This is a genomic window from Pontibacter beigongshangensis (assembly GCF_014332515.1).
Taxonomy (GTDB): domain Bacteria; phylum Bacteroidota; class Bacteroidia; order Cytophagales; family Hymenobacteraceae; genus Pontibacter; species Pontibacter beigongshangensis.
The window spans coordinates 58,136-78,037 of sequence record NZ_VFSD01000016.1; the positions used below are offsets into that span (position 1 = coordinate 58,136).

A 19,902-nucleotide genomic window follows, 5' to 3' on the forward strand; every position below is an offset into this window, starting at 1 on the left:
CCAGAAAAACGAACAAAATATTAATTTTATACTTACTTTTGCCTTTTACATTCACGAAAAGATATGCTCAACATTGTTTTGTTTGGCCCTCCAGGAGCTGGCAAGGGAACACAAAGTCAGAAATTAATCGAGAAGTACAACCTGATCCACCTCTCAACCGGAGATTTGTTACGGTCAGAGATTGCAGCTGGTTCTGAGCTAGGGCTTAAGGCCAAGTCTCTGATGGACAGTGGTTTGCTTGTTCCTGATGAAGTGGTGATCGGCATGATTGCAAACAAAGTGAAGGAGCATACCCATGCCTCCGGATTTATTTTCGACGGGTTTCCGCGCACCGTGCCGCAGGCGCAAAGCTTGGACAAACTGCTGCAGGACAACGGAACAGAAATTACTGCCATGCTGGCCCTGAAGGTCGATGATGAGGAACTGACCAAGCGCTTGCTGCTTCGTGGCCAGACTTCAGGCCGCCCTGACGACCAGAATGAAGAACTGATCCGGAAGCGGGTGCAGGAGTATAACACCAAAACAACCCCCGTGGCAGATTTTTATGCTGGCCAGGGCAAGTTCTTTGCCGTGGATGGAATCGGTGAGATAGACGAGATCTTTGATCAGCTCTGCCAGCACATCGATAGCCTGAAACAATAGCAGCAAAGTTTCGAACTAAACATTTTCATAGTTTTAAAAACCAGGTTTGGCATCATCAAACTTTATAGATTACGTTAAGATCTGCTCGCGCTCCGGCCGTGGCGGCGGCGGTTCTGCCCACTTGCACCGCGACAAGAGAACCGCCAAAGGCGGCCCTGACGGCGGCGACGGCGGCAGAGGCGGGCACGTTATCCTGCGCGGCAACTCACAGCTCTGGACTTTACTGCACCTGCAGTACCGGAAGCATGTAATCGCCGAAAACGGACTTAACGGAGGCTCCGACCACTCTTCAGGAGCGCAGGGGCATGATGAGGTGCTGGAGGTGCCTTTAGGTACTATTGCCCGGGATGCCGAAACAGGCGAGTTTAAATGTGAGATAACGCAGCACGGGCAGGAAATAATACTGACGCCCGGTGGTCGTGGAGGCCTCGGCAACGCGCACTTTAAATCGCCCACCAACCAGACACCGCGTTACGCTCAGCCCGGCGAACCCGGCATAGAGGAGTGGGTGGTGCTGGAACTGAAGCTGCTGGCCGACGTGGGGCTGGTTGGTTTCCCGAATGCGGGCAAATCTACGCTGCTCTCTGTTGTGTCTGCCGCCAAACCCAAAATAGCCAACTACGCCTTTACCACGCTGGTCCCCAACCTGGGCGTGGTCGCCTACCGCGATTACAAATCGTTTGTGATGGCCGACATACCAGGTATTATTGAGGGAGCCTCTGAGGGCAAAGGCCTGGGGCTGCGCTTTTTGCGGCACATAGAACGAAACTCGATGCTGCTGTTTATGATCTCCTGCGATAGTCCTGATATTGCAGAAGAGTATAAGGTGCTGCTGACAGAACTGGAGAAATACAACCCGGAGCTGCTCGACAAAAAGCGGATACTGGCCATCACCAAAACAGATATGATTGATGAGGAACTGGAGGCAGAGATAAAAGCGACCCTGCCAGAGGACCTGCCAACCGTCTTCATCTCTAGCATCACCCAAAAGAACCTTGGTCAGCTAAAGGATATGATCTGGGCCGCGCTGAATGGCTAACTGGCTTGTTTAGTGGGCCTTGTCGCCTGGCTCTGTATCAGGCATCAGTGAGTATTCTGTGAGTATTCTGATAAATTACGAGATCGGTAGAGGGTTTGTCAGCCCTCTACCGATTTTTTTATAGTCGAAGCAGGCAGAACAGCCTGGGGGAGGGCTGCTAAAGTCTGCAGCTGATGAACCTAATTTTTGTTTATAACATTAAAGTTAAAGCACAGGTAGAGTGGAGACTTGGTAGCATTAAGAAGGTTGTACCTCAACCAATGCTGCTTATTACTCAAATACTCATTCAAAATTATAAACAGTCACTCATTCACAATTCCAAACGTGCCACTATGTCACGGGGCCAGGTTTGGCAAGTTAATTGAAAAGGAAAGAGAGACTTATCAACCGAAATTTTTAAGGCATTATGTCAGATAAAAAGAACAGGAAAGAGCAGAACCCCGAGGAATTACAGGATGCTACTGCCAATTTGGAAGAAATCGGTCAGGAGCAGGCAGAGGCAGACGAGCAGTCTGACCTGACGGCCGAAGCAGCTGACACTGATACGACTGCCATAGAACTGGCAGAAATGAAAGATAAATATATACGCCTGATGGCTGAGTTTGAGAACTTCAGACGCAGAACGGCTAAAGAGCGGATCGATCTGACAAAAACAGCCACCGAGGACCTGATGAGCAACCTGCTGCCTGTGCTCGACGATATGGACCGGGCTAAACAGGCATTAGTGGAGGTGCATGACGTAGAGTCTGCCCTGCAGGGCCTGGACCTGGTTTTTCATAAACTTGACGGTGTGTTGCAGCAGAAAGGGCTGAAAGTGATAGAGATAGGCGTGGGTAGCGAATTTGACAGCGACTTCCACGAGGCTGTTACCCAGATTCCGGCTCCGTCAGAAGACCTGAAAGGCAGGATAGTAGATGTGATTGAGAAGGGATATATCTTAAACGAGAAGGTAATCCGGTTCGCGAAAGTAATTATAGGAGCGTAACGAATGGCTAAGAGAGATTATTACGAGGTTTTGGGGTTAAGCAAGGGAGCCAGTCCGGAAGAAATAAAGAAGGCTTACCGCAAGATCGCCATTAAATTTCACCCCGATAAAAACCCGGACGACCCGACTGCCGAGGACAAGTTTAAGGAAGCAGCCGAGGCGTATGAGGTGCTGAGCAACGAACAGAAGCGGCAGCGCTACGACCAGTTCGGGCACCAGGGTATGAACGGCGGCTTCGGCGGCGGTGGCGGCATGAACATGGAAGATATCTTCTCCCAGTTCGGCGACATCTTTGGCGGTGGCGGCGGCAGCCCTTTCGAAAGCTTTTTTGGAGGTGGCAGGCAAGGCGGCGGCCGGCGTACGCGCAAGGGCTCTAACCTGCGCATTAAGCTCAAACTCAACCTCGAGGAAATTGCCAACGGAGTAGAGAAAAAGATAAAGGTGAAACGGCATGTGGCCTGTGGCACCTGTGGAGGCAACGGCGCCAAAAACGGCACTGACATGCAAACCTGTAACTCCTGCCAGGGATCAGGGCAGGTGCGCAAGGTGGTAAACACCATGCTGGGCCAGATGGTATCTACCGCTACGTGCCCTACCTGTAACGGCGAGGGCCGTATTGTAACCAAAAACTGCGACGTGTGCCATGGCAGCGGCCGGGAACTGCAGGAAGAGGTAATCACCATCAACGTGCCAGCCGGCGTAATGGATGGCATGCAGCTCTCCATGAGCGGCAAAGGCAACGTGCCGGAGCGCGGCGGCGTGCCGGGCGACCTTCTGATCCAGATAGAGGAAGAGGTGCACCCATCCCTGAAACGTGACGGCAATAACGTCATTTTCGACCAGTACATCAGCTTTGTAGATGCTGCACTTGGCGCCGACATAGAAGTGCCGACCATTACGGGCAAAGTAAAAGTAAACATAAAGCCGGGCACGCAAAGCGGCGAAATATTCAGGCTGCGCGGCAAAGGCATTAAAGATATAAACGGCTACGGCAAAGGCGACCAGCTGATCCATATCAACGTCTGGACTCCGAAATCGCTGAACAGTGAAGAGCGTGCCGCCCTGGAGCGCCTGCGCGAATCAGATAATTTTGCGCCGCACCCAGGCAAAAACGACAAGGGCTTCTTTGAGAAAGTAAAAGATTATTTTCAATAAATAGCTCCCGCTACAGTTTCTACAAAAGCCTGCCTTTTACCTAAAAGGCAGGCTTTTTTGGCTTTACAAGTGCAGCAGCGGAGCCTCCGGAGGGGCTTTTTGATTCAAATAATTGCTGATTGTTATACCTAACCGCCTAAACCCTCTTCCATTAAAACCTTTATTCTTTTGTCAGTTGGGAAAAATCTTGTGGGCAAGATCCGTCTGTGGTCGAGAAGGGCAGTGAGTAGGCAAAACTGCTATGGGAGGATCTGATATTGACTGGTTGTTGGTTGCTGCCTGTGGAATGGTTGATAAGGGAGTATTGGAAGATGTGAAGATTTGAAAATTTGAGGATGAGGTGCAATAATTTTATATGAATTTCAGATCAGACTTTAGAAATATCAACTCTTACCTCAGAACTATTAACTCAAAACTCTTTGGGGTTCTGATTCAGACAAAAAATATAATGTCTATAATCTAGTCTCTATCATCTAAAAAAGCGTTCTGTTACAAAAATATTGCCCTATCGCCAGAATAAAACTATTTTTACCTAAACTTAAATGCAGCACCTTGAGCATCCTGAAAATTGATGGCGTTTCTAAGCGCTACGCCAATCATACCGCCCTCGACAATGTCAGCTTCGTTATTCCGACTGGCTGTATTTTCGGTTTGCTGGGCCCTAACGGTGCCGGTAAAACCTCCCTGATCCGGATTATAACCCAGATTACCGGAGCCGATACCGGCGAAATACTATTTAGAGGAGAGCGTCTGAAGCCGCACCACATCCGGGAGATGGGCTACCTGCCCGAAGAGCGGGGGCTTTATAAGAAAATGAAGGTGGGTGAGCAACTCCTGTACCTGGCGCAGCTCAAGGGCCTGACGAAAGCAGACGCCACCGAACGCATAAAAGGCTGGATAGACCGGCTCGAAATCAGGGAATGGGTAGGCAAAAACATTGAGGACCTCTCCAAAGGGATGCAGCAGAAGGTGCAGTTCATCGCCACGGTGCTGCACGAGCCCTCGCTGATTATTCTGGATGAGCCTTTCTCCGGCTTCGACCCGATAAACGCCAACCTGATTAAAGACGAGATACTACGGCTGCGCGAAAGAGGCGCCTCTATTATTTTCTCGACCCACCGCATGGAGTCGGTGGAGGAGCTTTGCGACAATATTGCGCTCATTAACCGGGCCCAAAAAGTGCTCGACGGTTCTGTGAAAGAGATAAAGGAAGCTTATAAAACGGATACCTACCAGGTAATTGGCAACGGCAAGCTCCTGATCCTGAACCCGGATTTTGAGGTGCTGGAGCAGCACGAGAACCATGGCGTGTTCAGGGCTTCTATAAAGCTCCTGAATGGCACGCAACCAAACGACCTGCTCCGGTACCTGATCGAGCGGGTAGAGATTCACTCCTTTATAGAGCTGGTACCGAGCATAAACGACATCTTTATCAGAAAAGTAAAAGAAACACACCATGCATAAAATCTGGTTGATTATTCAGCGGGAGTACCTGACGCGTGTCCGGAAAAAAAGCTTCATCATCATGACTTTTCTGACGCCGCTGCTCCTGGCTGCCTTTATGGTGGTGCCCGCCTGGCTGGCCACCGTGTCCGACAGCTCCGACGTGGTGATGGTGCTGGACGAAAGCGGCCTGTTTGTCGACAAACTGGAGACAAAGAAAGACCTGCTTTTTATACCCATACAAGGCGACCTGGAGAGTGCCAAGGAGTTGTACCAGGAAACCGGGAACACAGCTCTGCTCTACATCCCGCAGATGGATATCAACGATCCGCAGGGTTTTAAAGTCTACTCCAAAAAGAACACCAACATCCAGACAAAAGCCAGGCTGGAGAATATGCTGGAGAAGGAGATCGAAAACCAGCGTTTTATAGCCTCCGGCATAGATCGGGAGCAGCTCAACAAAATGAAAGCCGACATCAGCATTGCCACCGTAAACCTGAGCGAAGAGGGCGAGCGCGATAACAACGCCTGGGTGACCTCAGGGGCCGGCATTATAGCGGCGGTAATTATTTACTTCTTCATTTTTATGTACGGCGTGCAGATTATGCGTGGCGTAATTGAGGAGAAGACCAACCGGATTGTGGAGGTTATCATTTCGTCGGTTAAGCCATTTCAGCTCATGATGGGCAAGATTGTGGGCATTGCCGCTGTGGGCCTGACGCAGTTCCTGCTCTGGGTTATCCTGTCGATGGTGGTGGTAACGGGGGTGCAGGCCGCCTTTGGCATTAAGGCCGCTCCCACGCCTGCCGAACAAATAATGTCGGGGCAGGCAGCGGCAACAGGGGCCGACCTGACCGAAGAAGAGCAGGCGGCAGAAGACAACAGGGCCAAAGAGGTGATGGGCACTACGCTAAGCGCCCTCGGCAACCTGAATATTCCACTTATACTTGGCTGCTTCCTGTTTTACTTCCTGGGTGGCTACCTGCTCTACGGCTCCCTGTTCGGGGCAGTGGGTGCGGCTGTAGACAACGAGACCGACACGCAGCAGTTCATGTTCCCGATCACCATTCCACTGGTTATCTCGTTTATTTTATCGTATTCTGTGGTGCTGCAGAACCCCGATGGGCCGGTGGCTTTCTGGCTGTCTGTTATTCCGCTCACATCGCCTATTATTATGATGGTGCGGGTGCCGTTTGGAGTTCCGGCCTGGGAACTGCTGGTTTCTATGGGTGCTCTGATCCTGGGCTTTATCTTCACCACCTGGATTGCCGCCCGCATTTACAGAGTTGGTATCCTGATGTATGGCAAAAAAGTAAGTTACCGGGAGCTGTCTAAGTGGCTGTTTTATAGGGTTTAGTTTCCAGACAAAGACAACCATAGTGCACTGCTGTACTGCTGCAGCACGAGGAGGAGCACTTCCGCAGTGGCTATTTTGATTAGAATAATCTGCCTTTGCTTAAACCTCGCAGCGTGCGCAGCTCCTGCGAGTGTTCTGGCCACCTTTTCTAGGTGTAGTTTATAACTACACCAAAATATTAAGCTGGAATACTAGTTACCTGCAGATTTGTCTGCAGTTCGAAACGTTCTTCAGATCTGCCCGGAACAGAGTTCCTCCTGATCCATTATTAGTTTGAAGTCCACCTGCGGAAGGCTCCAAACAGCGGGGGTTGGAAATAGATAGTTTATCATATTGTCTTTATACTAATCCTTCTTCTTAATTACAATATCACCTATATAGGTATCCTCTTCTCCGTGACCTGTTTGTATAAAGACACCTAAAATAATCGTTTGAGGAATATTATCAACTTCAATTCTTAATATTCTATTTCCAGTACTATAATGCTTATTATATTCAGTCGTATTCTTCTTTGCAAATTTTATAGAAGGATAAAATTGGTCCTGTGGCCCTATGGAAGCTGGATCTGTGATAAGTAGTCTATTGCCTTCTGCATAATAAATTTTTCTGAAAAATAAGTATTCATACCTCGCTCCCCATTTTTGTTCAACCCAGTACTCAAGGTTGGAAAGATCTAAGTGAGGAAAGCCGTATTTACTTAGTGAGTCTGATAAAAATGGTGATAAAGACTCTACCTGGTATTCTGCATGAAATGCAGACACTTCTTTTGATTCTTCAATAGTTTGTGAATCAAATATCATCCCTCTATTTATAGAGTTCGAAATATGAACCAGAGCTGCATATGCTACTAAAAATAGAACACAGAGTGATCCTATAATTATGTATATTTTTTTTGCCATTTATTTACTAGTAGTTATTGTCTTATTGTCAATTTAAGTACATTCTGTTACCCAATTCCCCCCGCTGGCGCGGGCTTGTAGCCCGTGCCGACATTGCAGGTTAAATTACAAAAGCCCATCCTCTGACGGATGGGCTTTCTACTTTAGCTGCTACCGGTGCTGCGGAACAGAATTATTCCAATGAAAACAGCCTTCCGGAGCATTCTGCTGTTCCTGCTGCTGCTGATTAATGGCAAATACAGCCTCACGCTCCTTAAAAAGATTTATTGAACCAGCCTTTGCGGTAGAAGAAGTAAAGCTGCAGCAGGATGAGCAGCATCATCAGGCTGATCAGAATAGGGTAGGCGTAGGGCTGGTAGATTTCCGGCATACTGTAGCGATATACTTCGCCGGTTTCGGGGTTCTCGCGCGCGAAGTTCATGCCGTACACGCCTGCTATAAAACTGAGCGGTATAAAAATACTGGAGATGATGGTGAGCACCTTCATGATCTCGTTCATCCGGTTGCTGACCGTAGACATGTACAGGTCCACCAGGCTGGAGGCCATTTCTTTGTGGCTGTCGATCAGGTCAATGAGTTGGATGGTGTGGTCGTAGGCGTCGCGGAAGTATACTTTCAGGTTCTCGGGCAGTACGTCCTCTTCCATCCGCAGCAGCTCCACCAGCTTGTCGCGCTCTGGCCAGGCGATGCGGCGGAGTTTTACCAGTTCGTTTTTCAGGTCGAGGATATGCTGCAGTGTCACCTTTGAGGAAGCTTTCAATACCCTGTGCTCCAGCTCATCCACATATTTCCCGATTTCGGCTACTACCGGAAAGTAAAAATCGAGCACAACATCCAGCATGGCATACACCATATAAATAGGCGGGCGCTGCCGGATAATGCCACGCCCGGCACGGATGCGCTCGCGCAGTGGGTCCAGGCAATCGGCATAGTCGCTTTGCAGGGTGAGCACAAAATTGGCGTTTGAGAAAACAGAAAGCTGCACATCTTCTACCGATTTCTGTTCTTCGGACCAGCGCAGCATGCGGGTGATCATAAAAAGGCCCTCCTGGTACTCGTCTACCTTTGGCCGCTGGTAGTCGTTTATCACGTCTTCCATCTGCAGCGGGTGTATCTGGAAATCAGTTACCAGCTGCTCCTGTATGCTCAGGTCGCCATAGCCTCTTATATCGATCCAGTGCTTTGCATCTGGAAGTTCCCTGAAGCGCTTCAGCATTAGCGTGTAGCTGGCAAACTCCTGCTCCTCAAACATCTCCTCATTAAACGACATCAGGAAGAACCGGGGCGCAAACGCCTCGGAGGGAACAAACAAATGGCCGGGTTTGATCCCCACTTTCCGGTCTAGTATTTTATTGTTTCTGGATCGCCTGGATTTTCGTTTTGCCATGGGCAGGGGAGAAATTAAAAATTAGAAATTAAACATGCCCCCTGTAGCCTCAGCCCTTGCGGGTGCTCATGACCCCAAACAAGCAGCAGCAAAAATACTGTGGAGGGCCATTTTCATTAGAATAATTCAGTTATTCACTCAATCACTCAATCAAAACTCAAAATTATAAAAGCTCCTGCACCAGCACACCCGGCATGCTTTCGAGTTTAGACGTTACCTCCTTCTGCAGGTTTTTCCTGACCTCCAGCGTGAGTTGGCAGCTGAGCTCGAACTGCTGATCGCGCATCTCGAGGTTATATTCCTTTACCAGGCTCATCACCTCGTTCATCTGCAAATACTCAAATTTTACCTGCAGCAGGGTTGTCTCGTGCTGTTCTACAATAGTGGCGTGGGCCAGGGCATCGGCAGTGGCCGTTTTGTAGGCGGTTATCAGGCCGCTTACGCCCAGCTTAATGCCGCCGAAATACCGGATTACCACCACCAGCACGTTGCTCAGGTCAGCGGAGCGGATCTGCCCCAGTATCGGGTCCCCGGCCGAGTGGTTGGGCTCGCCATCGTCGTTGGCGCGGTAGCGGCTCTTGTCGGCTCCCAACACATAGGCGTAGCAGTGGTGGCGGGCATCGTAATACTGTTTTTTGATGACTGCATAAATTTCCTTTACCTCCTCTTCGGAATAGACAGGGTACGCCAGGGAGATAAACTTGCTTCCCTTCTCCTTATAAAGTCCCTCTGCCGGTGCCGCAATGGTGCGATAAGTGTCCTCCATTAATTTGTAAGCTGCCAATGATGTAAGGCAAGTATAGCAAATTAAGCTGATTTGGGTTAATTTGTAGCTGAAATTAAAGATACAGATTTGGCTATCGTACCCTATATTTTAAAATTCGACCAGTTTGGCGATGCGTCTGAAGGATTTATTGCCTCCACGCAATACGCCGAAAGGCTGCCCTTTGCTGTGCGCCGTGTTTTCTGGACCTACGATACGCCCATAGATGTGGTGCGGGGGCACCATGCCAATAAAACCACCGAAGAGGTGCTGGTAGCCCTGACCGGATCCGTAACAGTGGTAGCCGAAACCAAAGCTGGCAAAAATACCTTTACCCTGTCCTCGCCTGCCACAGGGTTGTATATACCAGCCATGTGCTGGACCCAGATCATCTTCTCGCCCGATGCCATCGCCCTCTGCATGACCTCCACCGACTACGACCCGGACGACTACCTGCGTGATTACGAGGAGTTTAAGCGCCTGACAGCCCATCGCTAATTATACTCTAATGGCAGCAATTCCTTATTTTGAGTTCAGAGATTTTCCGGAGGGGAGCATGGCTGCCGTGGAAGAAGCTTTGTTGCAGGCCGTGCGTAGCAACAGGTACATCCTCAGCGAAAAAGTAACTGCATTCGAAACATCGTTTGCTGCCATGTTAGGAGCAGCGCATGCCATTGGCGTAGGCAACGGTTACGATGCGCTGGTGCTGGCCCTGAAAGCGATAGGCACAGGCCCTGGCGACGAAATAATTGTGCCGGCCAACACCTTTATTGCTTCTGCCAATGCCGTGGTGCAGGCAGGCGGCGTGCCGGTGCTGGTGGAGCCAGATCGGAATACGTACAACCTGACGGCTGCTGTAGCCGAACGCGCCATAACAGCACGCACCAAAGCCATTATGCCGGTGCACCTCTACGGCCAGGCCTGTGAAATGGGCACTTTAGTAAAACTGGCCACCCAGCACAAGCTCCACCTGATCGAGGATTTTGCCCAGGCACACGGAGCCACCTATGCCGGTAAGGCGGTCGGGACCTTCGGAACCGTGAATGCCACCAGCTTTTACCCCACCAAAAACCTGGGAGCCCTCGGCGATGCAGGTGCCGTGGTAACCAACGATGCTTCCATAGCGGCTTTTGTGCACAGCTACCACAACTACGGCGAAACAGAAAAGTACCACAACAAACTTATTGGTGTAAACTCCCGCCTCGATGTGCTGCAGGCGGCTATGCTGCAGGTAAAACTTGCTTCTCTTCAGAAAACCAATGCCGAGCGACAGCGGCAGGCGCAGCTGTACCTGCAGAAACTGGAGGGGGTGGGAGACGTGGTGCTGCCAATCACTGCTCCGGATTGCAGCCATGTGTACCATGTGTTCAACATCCGGAGCAGTCGCCGCGATGCGCTGAAGGCCTACTTGCAGGAGCAAGGCATCCAGACGGCCATTCATTACCCGGTGCCGGTGCACCTGCAGCCTGCCTACCGCTACCTTGGTTATAAATCCTGCGACCTGCCCATCGCGGAGGAACTGGCTGCCGACAGCCTGAGCCTTCCGCTGTTCCCGGGGCTGCGGGAGGAGGAGCAGCTAGCGGTGGTGAAGGCGGTGAAGGAGTTTTTTGGGTAGGGGTAGGGATGTGATTATTCTAATGATTTTGACCCTCCAGAGGTGCTGTTGCTCCTGTCTGTCTGAATCAGGATTTACAGGATGAGAGGATTAGCAGGATGACTTTTGTCTGAATCAGAATTTACAGAATAAAAGAATGTACAGAATAGTTGAGTGCTGATATTGCCTGAAAATTTGCGACTCCGTTATTGTCAGCCAAAAAATCATTTCTAAATCTTTGTATCTTCAAATTTCCAAACCTTCTAATCTGCAAATCCCCAAATTAACCATTTAACCTTTATCAATTAGCACATCAGCACATTACACCATTAGCACATTATTTTCCCCTCTTGAGCCTCTACTACTCCTGGTCCAACTCCTCCTCCCAACCTGCTAATTTTTAATTCTAATTTTTAATTTGGCGCAGCTTGAGCCGGGTACCCGATCAGGTAGATAACGTGCTTGCCGGGCTTGTCGCCGGCTTTTCCGGCTTGCCAGGTGTAGTTGGGTGCCTGCACATGGGCAACCATTTTGCGAAGCATGTCAGGCGTGTACATGCGGAGCAGCGATACCGTTCCATCCCAGATAATGCCAACCGGGATAAGCGGTACCAGGTAAGTGAAAAAAAGCCTGCTGAACTTGAACGGGCGGATAAATGGCGTTACGATCAGGATAATGAAGGGAAATACCAACCAGAGAATGGCTAACTCCCACCAGCTTTTGCTGGCTCCCTCAAACACGCCGATAGGGACCCTTTTAGAGGCCGCATCCTGCAGTATAGCCTGCGCCTGCTCCGGCCTGAAATGATGGAACGAGGAGAAAATAGTGCGGGTGCCCTGTACAGCAGCTGGCACGGCGGTGGCATCAACAGGGTCAGGGATGTAATCAATCAGGCCACCGGAGCGCTCCTGCAGGTATTGGTAGGCTTCCAGGTTGGGGTACAGGTCCGATAGTGTAACTTTTACGGGAGTGCCCATTTGCCTGCCAAGTTCCTCCCTTATTACTTCTATGCCTCCTCCGGCACCTGAGCACAGATCCGTAAAATGTGCCTGCCGGGTTTTGCGGAGGAGTTGTTGGAGGAGCGGAATGGCCGCTTCGTAGGCTCCCAGCCTGGAGATCATGAAGCGCAGGAAGTCCAGCATTCCTTGCCGGATAATGTGCGGAAACCAGGCCTGGTCCTCGAACTCAAAAAGATGTACGCGAAAGTTCACAGCAGTTTTTGATGGCATACTGTGCTGTACTTAAAAGGTTGCTGCTGCCTTAGCGTATTAATCCTGCAGGACCCGCCTCAGCTTTAAACCCATCGCCCAGGTTGCTGAAAATCTGCCAGAAAAATTCGCCCTTATCGGCAGGTGTGGGTGTAACAGAAAGCATAGCTCCATTGGTAAAGTAAAGTTTAAAACCAAAGTTCTCTCCTGGTTCGGCTTTTTCTGCCACCATCGGGTAGCCGCCTTTCAGCAGATCCTTTAGCCGCTGGTCGCGCATGTTAGAGCCGGGCACTTTCCAGTCGAAGGTAGGGTCAGGCAGGCCGGCTGCCTGTTTCTGCAGGAAAATTTGCCTGTGCGTAATCGCTTCGCCCTGTGGGAGCTCCAGTTGCCAGGGGCAATCGAGGGCCAGAGTATAAGCCCCGATGTCGAGCACCAGGCCCTGGCTGGTGGTGTAGTGGGTGCTGCCGAAGTGGAAGTACTGCACCTGCCCGTTTCGGGTAGTGCGTGTCAGGGGCAGGCTGATTATAGGCTGGAACAACTCCTCTGGTTTCTGTTGCATAATGGTGTAGCTGAAAGCAGACAAAGATAGCCAGACGGCAGAAAGAAGGAAACATTCGCTAAGTTTTAAGATCTAAAATCACGTATATTAAGTACAAAGGGTATATTTGCAGTAGATTCGAAAGAAGCGTGAACTGGAATTTTAGAGACTGACTCTCTGTTTAATAAGCATGCCGCAAGAGCAAGAAAAAGTAGAAAAGCCCAAAAAAACGGTACACAGGTTTGTTGTTAGCTTTATCTGGAAGATTTTCTTTCTGGGTGTGGCTGTGGTTGGGCTCTACCTGTTTAGTGTTGAAAATAACCTTTTCTACCTGTTTGGGTCATCGCCGAGCCTCGACAGGCTGGAGAACCCGCGCAGCGATCAGGCCTCGGAACTGTATACAGCAGATGGGAAACTGATAGGAAAATACTTCCGCGAAAACCGTAGCCCGGTGTCTTACGACCAGGTGTCGCCGGTGCTGGTAAAGGCCTTGGTGGCGACCGAAGATATTCGTTTTTACGAGCATTCCGGCATCGACCCCTCTGCCCTGGCCTCTATTTTATATGGAACGCTGCAAGGTGGCGAGAGCCGCGGAGGCAGCACCATTTCGCAGCAGCTGGCCAAAAACCTCTACAAAACCCGAACCGACGACTCCAGAGGGGTGCTGGGGCGTGTGCCGGGCCTGAGCATCCTGATCTCCAAAACCAAAGAGTGGATTACGGCTATCAAGCTCGAAAAGCGCTACACCAAAGAAGAAATCCTGGCCATGTACCTCAACACGGTGGACTTCGGCAGTAACTCCTTCGGGATAAAGGTAGCCTCCAAAACCTTCTTCAATACCTCCCCCGACAGCCTGAAGCCGGAACAGGCGGCGGTGCTGGTGGGCCTGCTGAAGGCGCCCACCTTTTACAGCCCCCGTTTTAACCCCGAAAACTCCCGGCGCAGGCGCAACACCGTGCTGTCGCAAATGGCCAAGTACAACTTTATACCCCAGGCGGAGGCCGACTCGCTGAGCAAGCTGCCGCTGACGCTGGAGTATAAGGTTGAAAACCATTACGATGGGCCAGCCACCTATTTCCGGGGAGCTGTGGCCGATTACCTGAAAGAATGGTGCACCCAGAACGGCTATGACCTGTACCGCGACGGCCTGAAAATATATACCACCATAGATTCCAGGCTCCAGCAGCATGCCGAGAACGCTATGGAAAAGCACATGCGCGTGTTGCAGCGCCGCTTCGACAACCACTGGAAAGGCCAAAACCCCTGGGTAGATGAAAAGAACCGCGAAATTCCGGGCTTTATTGAGACCACCATTAAGCGAACCGCCTATTACAAGCGGCTGCAGCAGAAGTATGGCAACGACACGGAAGCTATTAACCGCGATCTGAACACGCCCCGCGACATGATGGTTTTCACCTGGGACAATCCGCAGCTGGAGAAGAAAGTAACCATGTCGCCACTTGATTCGCTTCGTTATTATAAACGTTTCCTGCACGGCGGCATGATGAGTATGGACCCCTTTAACGGGGAGATTAAGGCCTGGGTTGGCGGTATCAACTTCAAGTATTTTAAGTACGACCACGTAAAGCAGGCGCGGCGCCAGCCGGGATCTACCTTTAAGCCTTTTGTGTATGTAGCCGCCATTGATAACGGCTACTCGCCCTGCGATAAAATTGTGGACCACCGCATCACGATAAATTATGTAGAGAACGGCGAAAAGAAAAACTGGTCGCCGACAAATGCCGACTGGGAATACACAGGCGCTCCTATGACGCTGCGCCGTGCCATGGGTAAATCGGTAAACTCGGTTACGGCGCAGCTAACCGAACTGGTGGGCTGGGAAACGGTGGTGAAGTATGCCAGGCGGCTCGGCATTAGCAGCCCGCTGCAGGCGGTGCCATCTATAGGCTTAGGGCCGAGCGATGTGTCGGTGTACGAAATGGTGGGCGCTTACAGTACCTTTCCGAACCGTGGGTTCTATACCACACCCCGCTTTATTACCCGCATCGAAGACCGCAACGGCAACCTGATCCATCAGTTCGTGCCCAAGCAGAAGAAGGTGCTGAGCGAGGAAACCGCTTTCCTGATGATGCACATGCTCAAAGGCGGTATGGAAGAACCAGGAGGCACCTCGCAGGCGCTTTGGGAGTACGACCTCTGGAAAGGCAATGAGATAGGAGGGAAGACCGGCACCACCTCTAACCACTCCGATGGCTGGTTTATGGGCGTTACCAAAGACCTGGTAACAGGCGTGTGGGTAGGGGCTGAAGACAGGAGCATCCACTTCCGTACCTCCGCCCTTGGCGAAGGCTCCAAAACCGCGCTGCCTGTGTTTGGGCTGTTTATGGAGCAGGTGTACAAAGATACAGCACTTGGCTACACCCAGGGCCGATTTCCGAAACCAACCGTCGAGATCAGCAAAAAGTACAACTGCACCACCGTGCTGCCGAAAGCGGCGCCAGATTCTACGGCCATAATAGACGCGGAACTGGAGATACTGAACCTTGGTGACGGTAATATTTGATTTATACATTTAGCCTGCTTCTCCAATTGGTTCTCAGGGTTCTGATACCAAAACAATTCGGGACCTTCAGGCTTATGTGCGTTCTCTCAAACCACCGCCACCTCTGGTTTTTTGACTTTGCGTTACCGTGCACTGTCGCATGGCAGTGCTCTTTTGGAAATACAGAAAATGATTCTATTATTCAAAAGCAGAGACTGTCAGGGAACAGCTCACGGGAGTAGAGACGCAGAAAGAGATATGTAGTAAGATTATGTGCTGAATTATTCTAATCAAAAGGCCCCTCCAGAGCTGATTTCTACTGCTGTTGCTGCAGCACCTTGAGGCTTGCCGGAGTGTTGGCAGCTGAAGCCCTAGACCTCTTTTGCAAAAAAAGAATTGAGGGCATCGCCGAGCTGGCTGTACTCGAAGGTGAAGCCGGTTTGCAGTACCTTGTTGGCACTTACACGCTGCCCGCCTAACACGACCTCACTCATCTCGCCCAGCATGAGGCTTACGGCAAATGCCGGAACTTTAGGCAGCACCAAGGGGCGGTGCATCGCGCTGGCGAGCTCTTTTGTAAATTGGGAGTTGGTGACAGGGTGCGGGGCCACTGCATTATAGACGCCCTCAAACTGCGAATCTTCGATCGCCCTGATAAAGAGGCGGCAGGCATCGTCTATATGAATCCAGGACATGTACTGTTTGCCGGAGCCTAAGGGAGCGCCGGCCATCAGCTTCATGGGGCGCGCCAGTTGGGGCAGCGCGCCGCCTTTGGTGCTCAGCACAATCCCCATCCTGAAGATGACAGTACGCAGGCCAAGATCTCGGATCTGCCAGGAGGCTCCTTCCCAGGCCTTGCAAACCTGCGCCAGAAAATCATCGCCATACAGGCTCTCCTCCGACATCAGCTGGTCTCCTGAGTTGCCGTATATGCCTATACCAGAGGGCGCAAAGAAACCTTTTACATGGTGGTCCGCTTTCTGCAGGCAGTTGTAGAGCAGGTGCGTGCTTTCTACCCGGCTGTTGAGAATTTCCTTTTTATGTTCCTCCGTCCATTTCTCATCGGTAATGCCTGCCCCTGAGAGGTGCACAATATAATCGGCCCAGGTTATGGCGCTGTCGTCGATGTGCGGGTCTTTTATGTCCCACTTAAAGGTTTTGTAGTTGGAGAATTTATCAGGGGTTCTGCTCAGGTGAGCCACTTCATAGCCCAGATCAATCAGCATTTCTGATAAACGGGTGCCTACCAGTCCTGATCCGCCTGTAATAAGTATCTTACCTGGCATAATTTCTTTTTATATTAGAAGCATATCTTGTTCTGCCTATACGTATACAGGCCACTAAACAGTTTTCACTGCCCTATAAAGAGTTATATCAAGGATGTCTTCTGGTGAAGGTGGGTGGCGGCTACAATTTATTTCTGACGGATGTGGCTCAGAAATTCTTTGCGGTACTGCTCCTGCTCAAACAAGCCGGAGTACTCTGCGGTAATAGTGCTGCTGCTCACGTCGTTTACGCCACGGCTCATCACGCAGAGGTGGTCGGCCTCTATGAGCACGGCCACGTTCTCTGTTTTCAGCGCCTGCTTCATCTCATGGGCGATCTGCATCGTCATGCGCTCCTGCACCTGTGGGCGGCGGGCATAGTACTGCACAATCCTGTTGAGCTTCGACAAGCCTATTACGTGTTCGTTGGGCATATAGGCTACGTGGGCCTTGCCAATTATGGGCACAAAATGGTGCTCGCAGGAAGAATAAACGGTAATGTCGCGCTCAACCAGCATCTGGTTGTATTTGTATTTATTCTCAAACCGCCTGATCAGGGGCTTGTTCACAGGATTCAGGCCGCTGAAGATTTCCTCCACGTACATTTTGGCTACACGCATGGGGGTTCCCTTCAGGCTGTCATCAGCCAGGTTCAGGCCCAGGGTGTGCATAATTTTTTCGAAATGCGCGGCAATGATGGCTATTTTCTCTCCATCCGGCAATTCAAAGGCATCGGGGCGCAGCGGTGTTTCGAGCGAACTCATGATATGGTCTCCCATCGCCTCCAGATCGTGCTCCTTGTCCTGCTTATCCATTATATTCAACAAAGTTTCGTTCAGTTTCATAAAGCGTTACAGCTAGTTCCAGGTCTTCCCTGATATTTGGCCGGAGGATGTCCCAGATAACCCTGGCAATGTTCTCGGCCGAGGGGTTCAGGTGCCTGAACTCCTCAGTGTCCAGGTTCAGGTTCTTATGGTCAAACCGGTCCAGAATCTCCGTTTTTAGCAGGTCGCTCAGTTTTTTAAGGTCATAGACATAGCCCGTTTCCGGGTCTATGGCCCCGCTAAGCTTTACGATTAGTTCGTAATTGTGCCCGTGGTAATTCGGATTGCTGCACTTCCCGAAAATTTCAGCATTTTTTTCGTCAGACCAGGCCTGGTTGTAAAGCCTGTGTGCGGCATTAAAATGTTCTTTTCGGCAAACGGTTAGTTTCATAATCTAATCAACATCACCGGGTGGGTTAATGTTCGGCTTAGCACAAAAAACATTGTAGAAAGCTGTTGCTACAAGAGTACAAAGGTAGCGTTGCCAGCCTGATCCGCAAATCAAATGAACGCTAAATTAAATAATTCATTTTTTGCCCGAAAAATAAGCCTGATTACCTAAATTAGTAGCTGGAAGGTTTTAACAGTATAAGGACATTTTTTTAGTATGAGAACAAAATTACTTTTAGCCAGTGCGATGATGTTGATGACGGTATTTGCGAAGGCGCAGTCGGTGCGGGTGGAGGAGCGGGAGCAGCCCATAGACGGGGTGGCACGGCGGGGCCAGCAGCTTACGGTGCAGCTCGACCAGAAGGTGGTGGAAAAGTCGTGGAAGGAGCACCTGGGGCAGAAGGCTGGCAAGTTAAAGTACCGCAAAGGGGTGTATGCCGTAGAGAATGCCCAGATCGACACCATTACAAGCACACCGCTACGGGTGCTGTCGAAGGTGGGGAGCACGGCAGAAGATGGCAGCTACGTATGGTGGAGCCTGGATATGGGCACTGCCTATGTAGATAAAAGTGCCACGCCTGCCGAATATGCCGCCGCCGAGAACTTTATGCGCGGCTTTGCCCGGAAGTTATACCGGCAGGATGTGCTGCGCCAGATAAACGAGGCAGAGGATGTGTTGCGTACCACCAAGCTGGAGCAGGACCGCGTCGTGAAGCAGGCCAACGATTTGCAGCTGAGCATCGAGAAGAACAGGAAAAAGAAACAGGAACTGGAGGCCGAACTGGCCAAAAATGAGGAGGAGATGAAGCAGCTCGAGCTGAGTGTAGAGGCCAATGTGACCCAGCAGGAACTCAGCCGCCAGCAGGTGCTGGAAGTGGAAAAGTCCGTGGAAGGAGTGAGGCTGCAGCTGCAGGCAATTAAATAAGGATCAGGAAGTAGGGCACAAGACTTTTGGAGATTGATTGCCTTTGTAAATTTCAATTCAACACAAACGGCCGGCTACTTAGCCGGCCGTTTGTGTTAATCCTGTTTGCACAAACTATTTGCTGACGTTATGCAATGGCTTCAGTCTTTAAAGATGGTTCGAACAAGCTACCCATCAACCTATAGGTGTGCTGTAAATTCTTGGCAACAGCAGCCAAGGACTGCGCACGGTGCGAGGTTTCTACAAAGCCCGATTATTCTAATCAAAAAGCCCCTGCGGAGCTTATTATGCCGGCTGATACTGCTCCTTTACATCCAACCAGTTTTATTCAACAGCCAGTTACAGCTTCATCCAGCGCTGTATCATCTGGTTGGCGAACTTTTCGTCGCGCCAGCCGCCCAGGCGCGCCGGGGCAGCCGGGTTGTGGTGCAGGAACCATTGCTCCAGAATTGTTTTGATGGCAGGGTAGCGCTTGCTGAAGCTGGCAAAGTCGTGGGCGGTAATCAGCTGCTCGCTGGGCCGGGCCGGGATGGCTATGATCTGGGGGTGCAGCTCGCCGCTGATGTCGAGCTGCAGCACACCGACGGGGATTATTTCCAGCACCGTGCCGGGCGCCGCGCTTTCGGCAATCACGAGCACTTGCAGTGGGGCACTTTTTCCGCCTACCTCCGTGGAGGGAATAAACCCGTAGTTGCCCGGGTAAGGCAGAAACCGGATCACACGGTCTTTGCCAGCCTCTTTCTCGTTCACAAACGCTTTGGTCGCCCTATCGAAGAGCAGTTTATGACTGCTGCCGGCTGGCGTTTCTACTACGGCCTGCAGTTGCTTGTTGGGCGTGTAGGTGGGCAGGTTGGCATAATCTGTGGTGCAGGCGGAGCAGAGCAGCGCTAGCCCGAGCAGGAGAAAGGTGAAGCGTTTCATCGGCAGGATAATGGTTGGTTCTGAATCAGCACAAAGGTACGGTGCAGCAAAGTTACATCGCTTG

General features: G+C 50.9%; 19 protein-coding genes. 10 read left to right on the top strand and 9 right to left on the bottom strand.

Going from position 1 to position 19,902, the window contains the following annotated elements; translation table 11 throughout:
- Nucleotides 1-63 precede the first annotated feature (63 nt).
- The 6 genes from FJM74_RS13795 (at nucleotide 64) to FJM74_RS13820 (ending at nucleotide 6,621) form a co-directional block, all read left to right on the top strand.
- Complete coding sequence (locus FJM74_RS13795; protein WP_187263202.1) at nucleotides 64-642, top strand: adenylate kinase; 579 nt, start codon at nucleotides 64-66, stop codon at nucleotides 640-642.
- Nucleotides 643-688: 46 nt separating this feature from the next.
- Nucleotides 689-1,681: a GTPase ObgE gene (gene obgE, locus FJM74_RS13800; RefSeq protein WP_187263203.1), complete on the top strand. Its 993-nt coding sequence runs from the start codon at nucleotides 689-691 to the stop codon at nucleotides 1,679-1,681.
- A 406-nt stretch (nucleotides 1,682-2,087) separates the two neighbouring features.
- Entirely contained in the window at nucleotides 2,088-2,666 is a 579-nt protein-coding gene (locus FJM74_RS13805; protein ID WP_187263204.1) for a nucleotide exchange factor GrpE, read from the top strand.
- A gap of 3 nt (nucleotides 2,667-2,669) precedes the next feature.
- A complete protein-coding gene (gene dnaJ, locus FJM74_RS13810) occupies nucleotides 2,670-3,821 on the top strand; it encodes a molecular chaperone DnaJ (protein ID WP_187263205.1) in 1,152 nt (383 codons plus the stop codon).
- 552 nt (nucleotides 3,822-4,373) lie between these two features.
- The gene (locus tag FJM74_RS13815) at nucleotides 4,374-5,285 is read left to right on the top strand and encodes an ABC transporter ATP-binding protein (RefSeq protein ID WP_187263206.1); all 912 of its coding nucleotides are present in this window, start codon (nucleotides 4,374-4,376) and stop codon (nucleotides 5,283-5,285) included.
- A complete protein-coding gene (locus FJM74_RS13820) occupies nucleotides 5,278-6,621 on the top strand; it encodes an ABC transporter permease (protein WP_187263207.1) in 1,344 nt (447 codons plus the stop codon). The genes FJM74_RS13815 and FJM74_RS13820 overlap by 8 nt, the downstream gene beginning before the upstream one ends.
- 344 nt (nucleotides 6,622-6,965) lie before the next feature.
- Here FJM74_RS13820 and FJM74_RS13825 read toward each other — a convergent pair whose 3' ends face one another.
- From FJM74_RS13825 to FJM74_RS13835, 3 genes are all read right to left on the bottom strand, one after another.
- Nucleotides 6,966-7,520, bottom strand: a complete 555-nt coding sequence (locus FJM74_RS13825; RefSeq protein ID WP_187263208.1) for a hypothetical protein — start codon at nucleotides 7,518-7,520, stop codon at nucleotides 6,966-6,968.
- A gap of 253 nt (nucleotides 7,521-7,773) precedes the next feature.
- Nucleotides 7,774-8,907, bottom strand: a complete 1,134-nt coding sequence (corA, locus tag FJM74_RS13830; protein ID WP_187263209.1) for a magnesium/cobalt transporter CorA — start codon at nucleotides 8,905-8,907, stop codon at nucleotides 7,774-7,776.
- Nucleotides 8,908-9,070: 163 nt separating this feature from the next.
- On the bottom strand, nucleotides 9,071-9,673 hold the full coding sequence (locus FJM74_RS13835; protein ID WP_187263210.1) for an IMPACT family protein: 603 nt from the start codon (nucleotides 9,671-9,673) through the stop codon (nucleotides 9,071-9,073).
- 87 nt (nucleotides 9,674-9,760) lie between these two features.
- On the opposite strand from FJM74_RS13835, the gene FJM74_RS13840 reads away from it, so the two are divergent.
- Both FJM74_RS13840 and FJM74_RS13845 read left to right on the top strand, forming a co-directional pair.
- Nucleotides 9,761-10,168: a sugar 3,4-ketoisomerase gene (locus FJM74_RS13840; RefSeq protein ID WP_187263211.1), complete on the top strand. Its 408-nt coding sequence runs from the start codon at nucleotides 9,761-9,763 to the stop codon at nucleotides 10,166-10,168.
- Nucleotides 10,169-10,178: 10 nt separating this feature from the next.
- Nucleotides 10,179-11,285, top strand: a complete 1,107-nt coding sequence (locus tag FJM74_RS13845; RefSeq protein WP_187263212.1) for a DegT/DnrJ/EryC1/StrS family aminotransferase — start codon at nucleotides 10,179-10,181, stop codon at nucleotides 11,283-11,285.
- Between the two features lie 392 nt (nucleotides 11,286-11,677).
- On the opposite strand, the gene FJM74_RS13850 is transcribed toward FJM74_RS13845, so the two are convergent.
- A complete protein-coding gene (locus FJM74_RS13850) occupies nucleotides 11,678-12,493 on the bottom strand; it encodes a class I SAM-dependent methyltransferase (RefSeq protein WP_187263213.1) in 816 nt (271 codons plus the stop codon).
- Between the two features lie 31 nt (nucleotides 12,494-12,524).
- On the bottom strand, nucleotides 12,525-13,031 hold the full coding sequence (locus tag FJM74_RS13855; RefSeq protein ID WP_187263214.1) for a hypothetical protein: 507 nt from the start codon (nucleotides 13,029-13,031) through the stop codon (nucleotides 12,525-12,527).
- Nucleotides 13,032-13,200: 169 nt separating this feature from the next.
- On the opposite strand from FJM74_RS13855, the gene FJM74_RS13860 reads away from it, so the two are divergent.
- Nucleotides 13,201-15,534 carry a penicillin-binding protein 1A gene (locus tag FJM74_RS13860; RefSeq protein WP_194350008.1) on the top strand — a complete coding sequence of 778 codons (2,334 nt, stop codon included), beginning with the start codon at nucleotides 13,201-13,203 and terminating at the stop codon, nucleotides 15,532-15,534.
- 350 nt (nucleotides 15,535-15,884) lie between these two features.
- Here FJM74_RS13860 and FJM74_RS13865 read toward each other — a convergent pair whose 3' ends face one another.
- The 3 genes from FJM74_RS13865 to FJM74_RS13875 form a co-directional block, all read right to left on the bottom strand.
- On the bottom strand, nucleotides 15,885-16,799 hold the full coding sequence (locus tag FJM74_RS13865; protein ID WP_187263215.1) for a TIGR01777 family oxidoreductase: 915 nt from the start codon (nucleotides 16,797-16,799) through the stop codon (nucleotides 15,885-15,887).
- Nucleotides 16,800-16,927: 128 nt separating this feature from the next.
- The gene (folE, locus tag FJM74_RS13870) at nucleotides 16,928-17,623 is read right to left on the bottom strand and encodes a GTP cyclohydrolase I FolE (protein ID WP_241739156.1); all 696 of its coding nucleotides are present in this window, start codon (nucleotides 17,621-17,623) and stop codon (nucleotides 16,928-16,930) included.
- Entirely contained in the window at nucleotides 17,586-17,993 is a 408-nt protein-coding gene (locus FJM74_RS13875) for a 6-pyruvoyl trahydropterin synthase family protein (protein WP_187263216.1), read from the bottom strand. Before FJM74_RS13875 ends, folE begins: the two co-directional genes overlap by 38 nt.
- A gap of 216 nt (nucleotides 17,994-18,209) precedes the next feature.
- Between FJM74_RS13875 and FJM74_RS13880 the strand changes: the two genes are divergently transcribed.
- On the top strand, nucleotides 18,210-18,917 hold the full coding sequence (locus tag FJM74_RS13880; protein ID WP_241739158.1) for a DNA repair ATPase: 708 nt from the start codon (nucleotides 18,210-18,212) through the stop codon (nucleotides 18,915-18,917).
- A gap of 339 nt (nucleotides 18,918-19,256) precedes the next feature.
- Here FJM74_RS13880 and FJM74_RS13885 read toward each other — a convergent pair whose 3' ends face one another.
- The gene (locus tag FJM74_RS13885; protein WP_194350009.1) at nucleotides 19,257-19,838 is read right to left on the bottom strand and encodes an inorganic diphosphatase; all 582 of its coding nucleotides are present in this window, start codon (nucleotides 19,836-19,838) and stop codon (nucleotides 19,257-19,259) included.
- Nucleotides 19,839-19,902 lie beyond the last annotated feature (64 nt).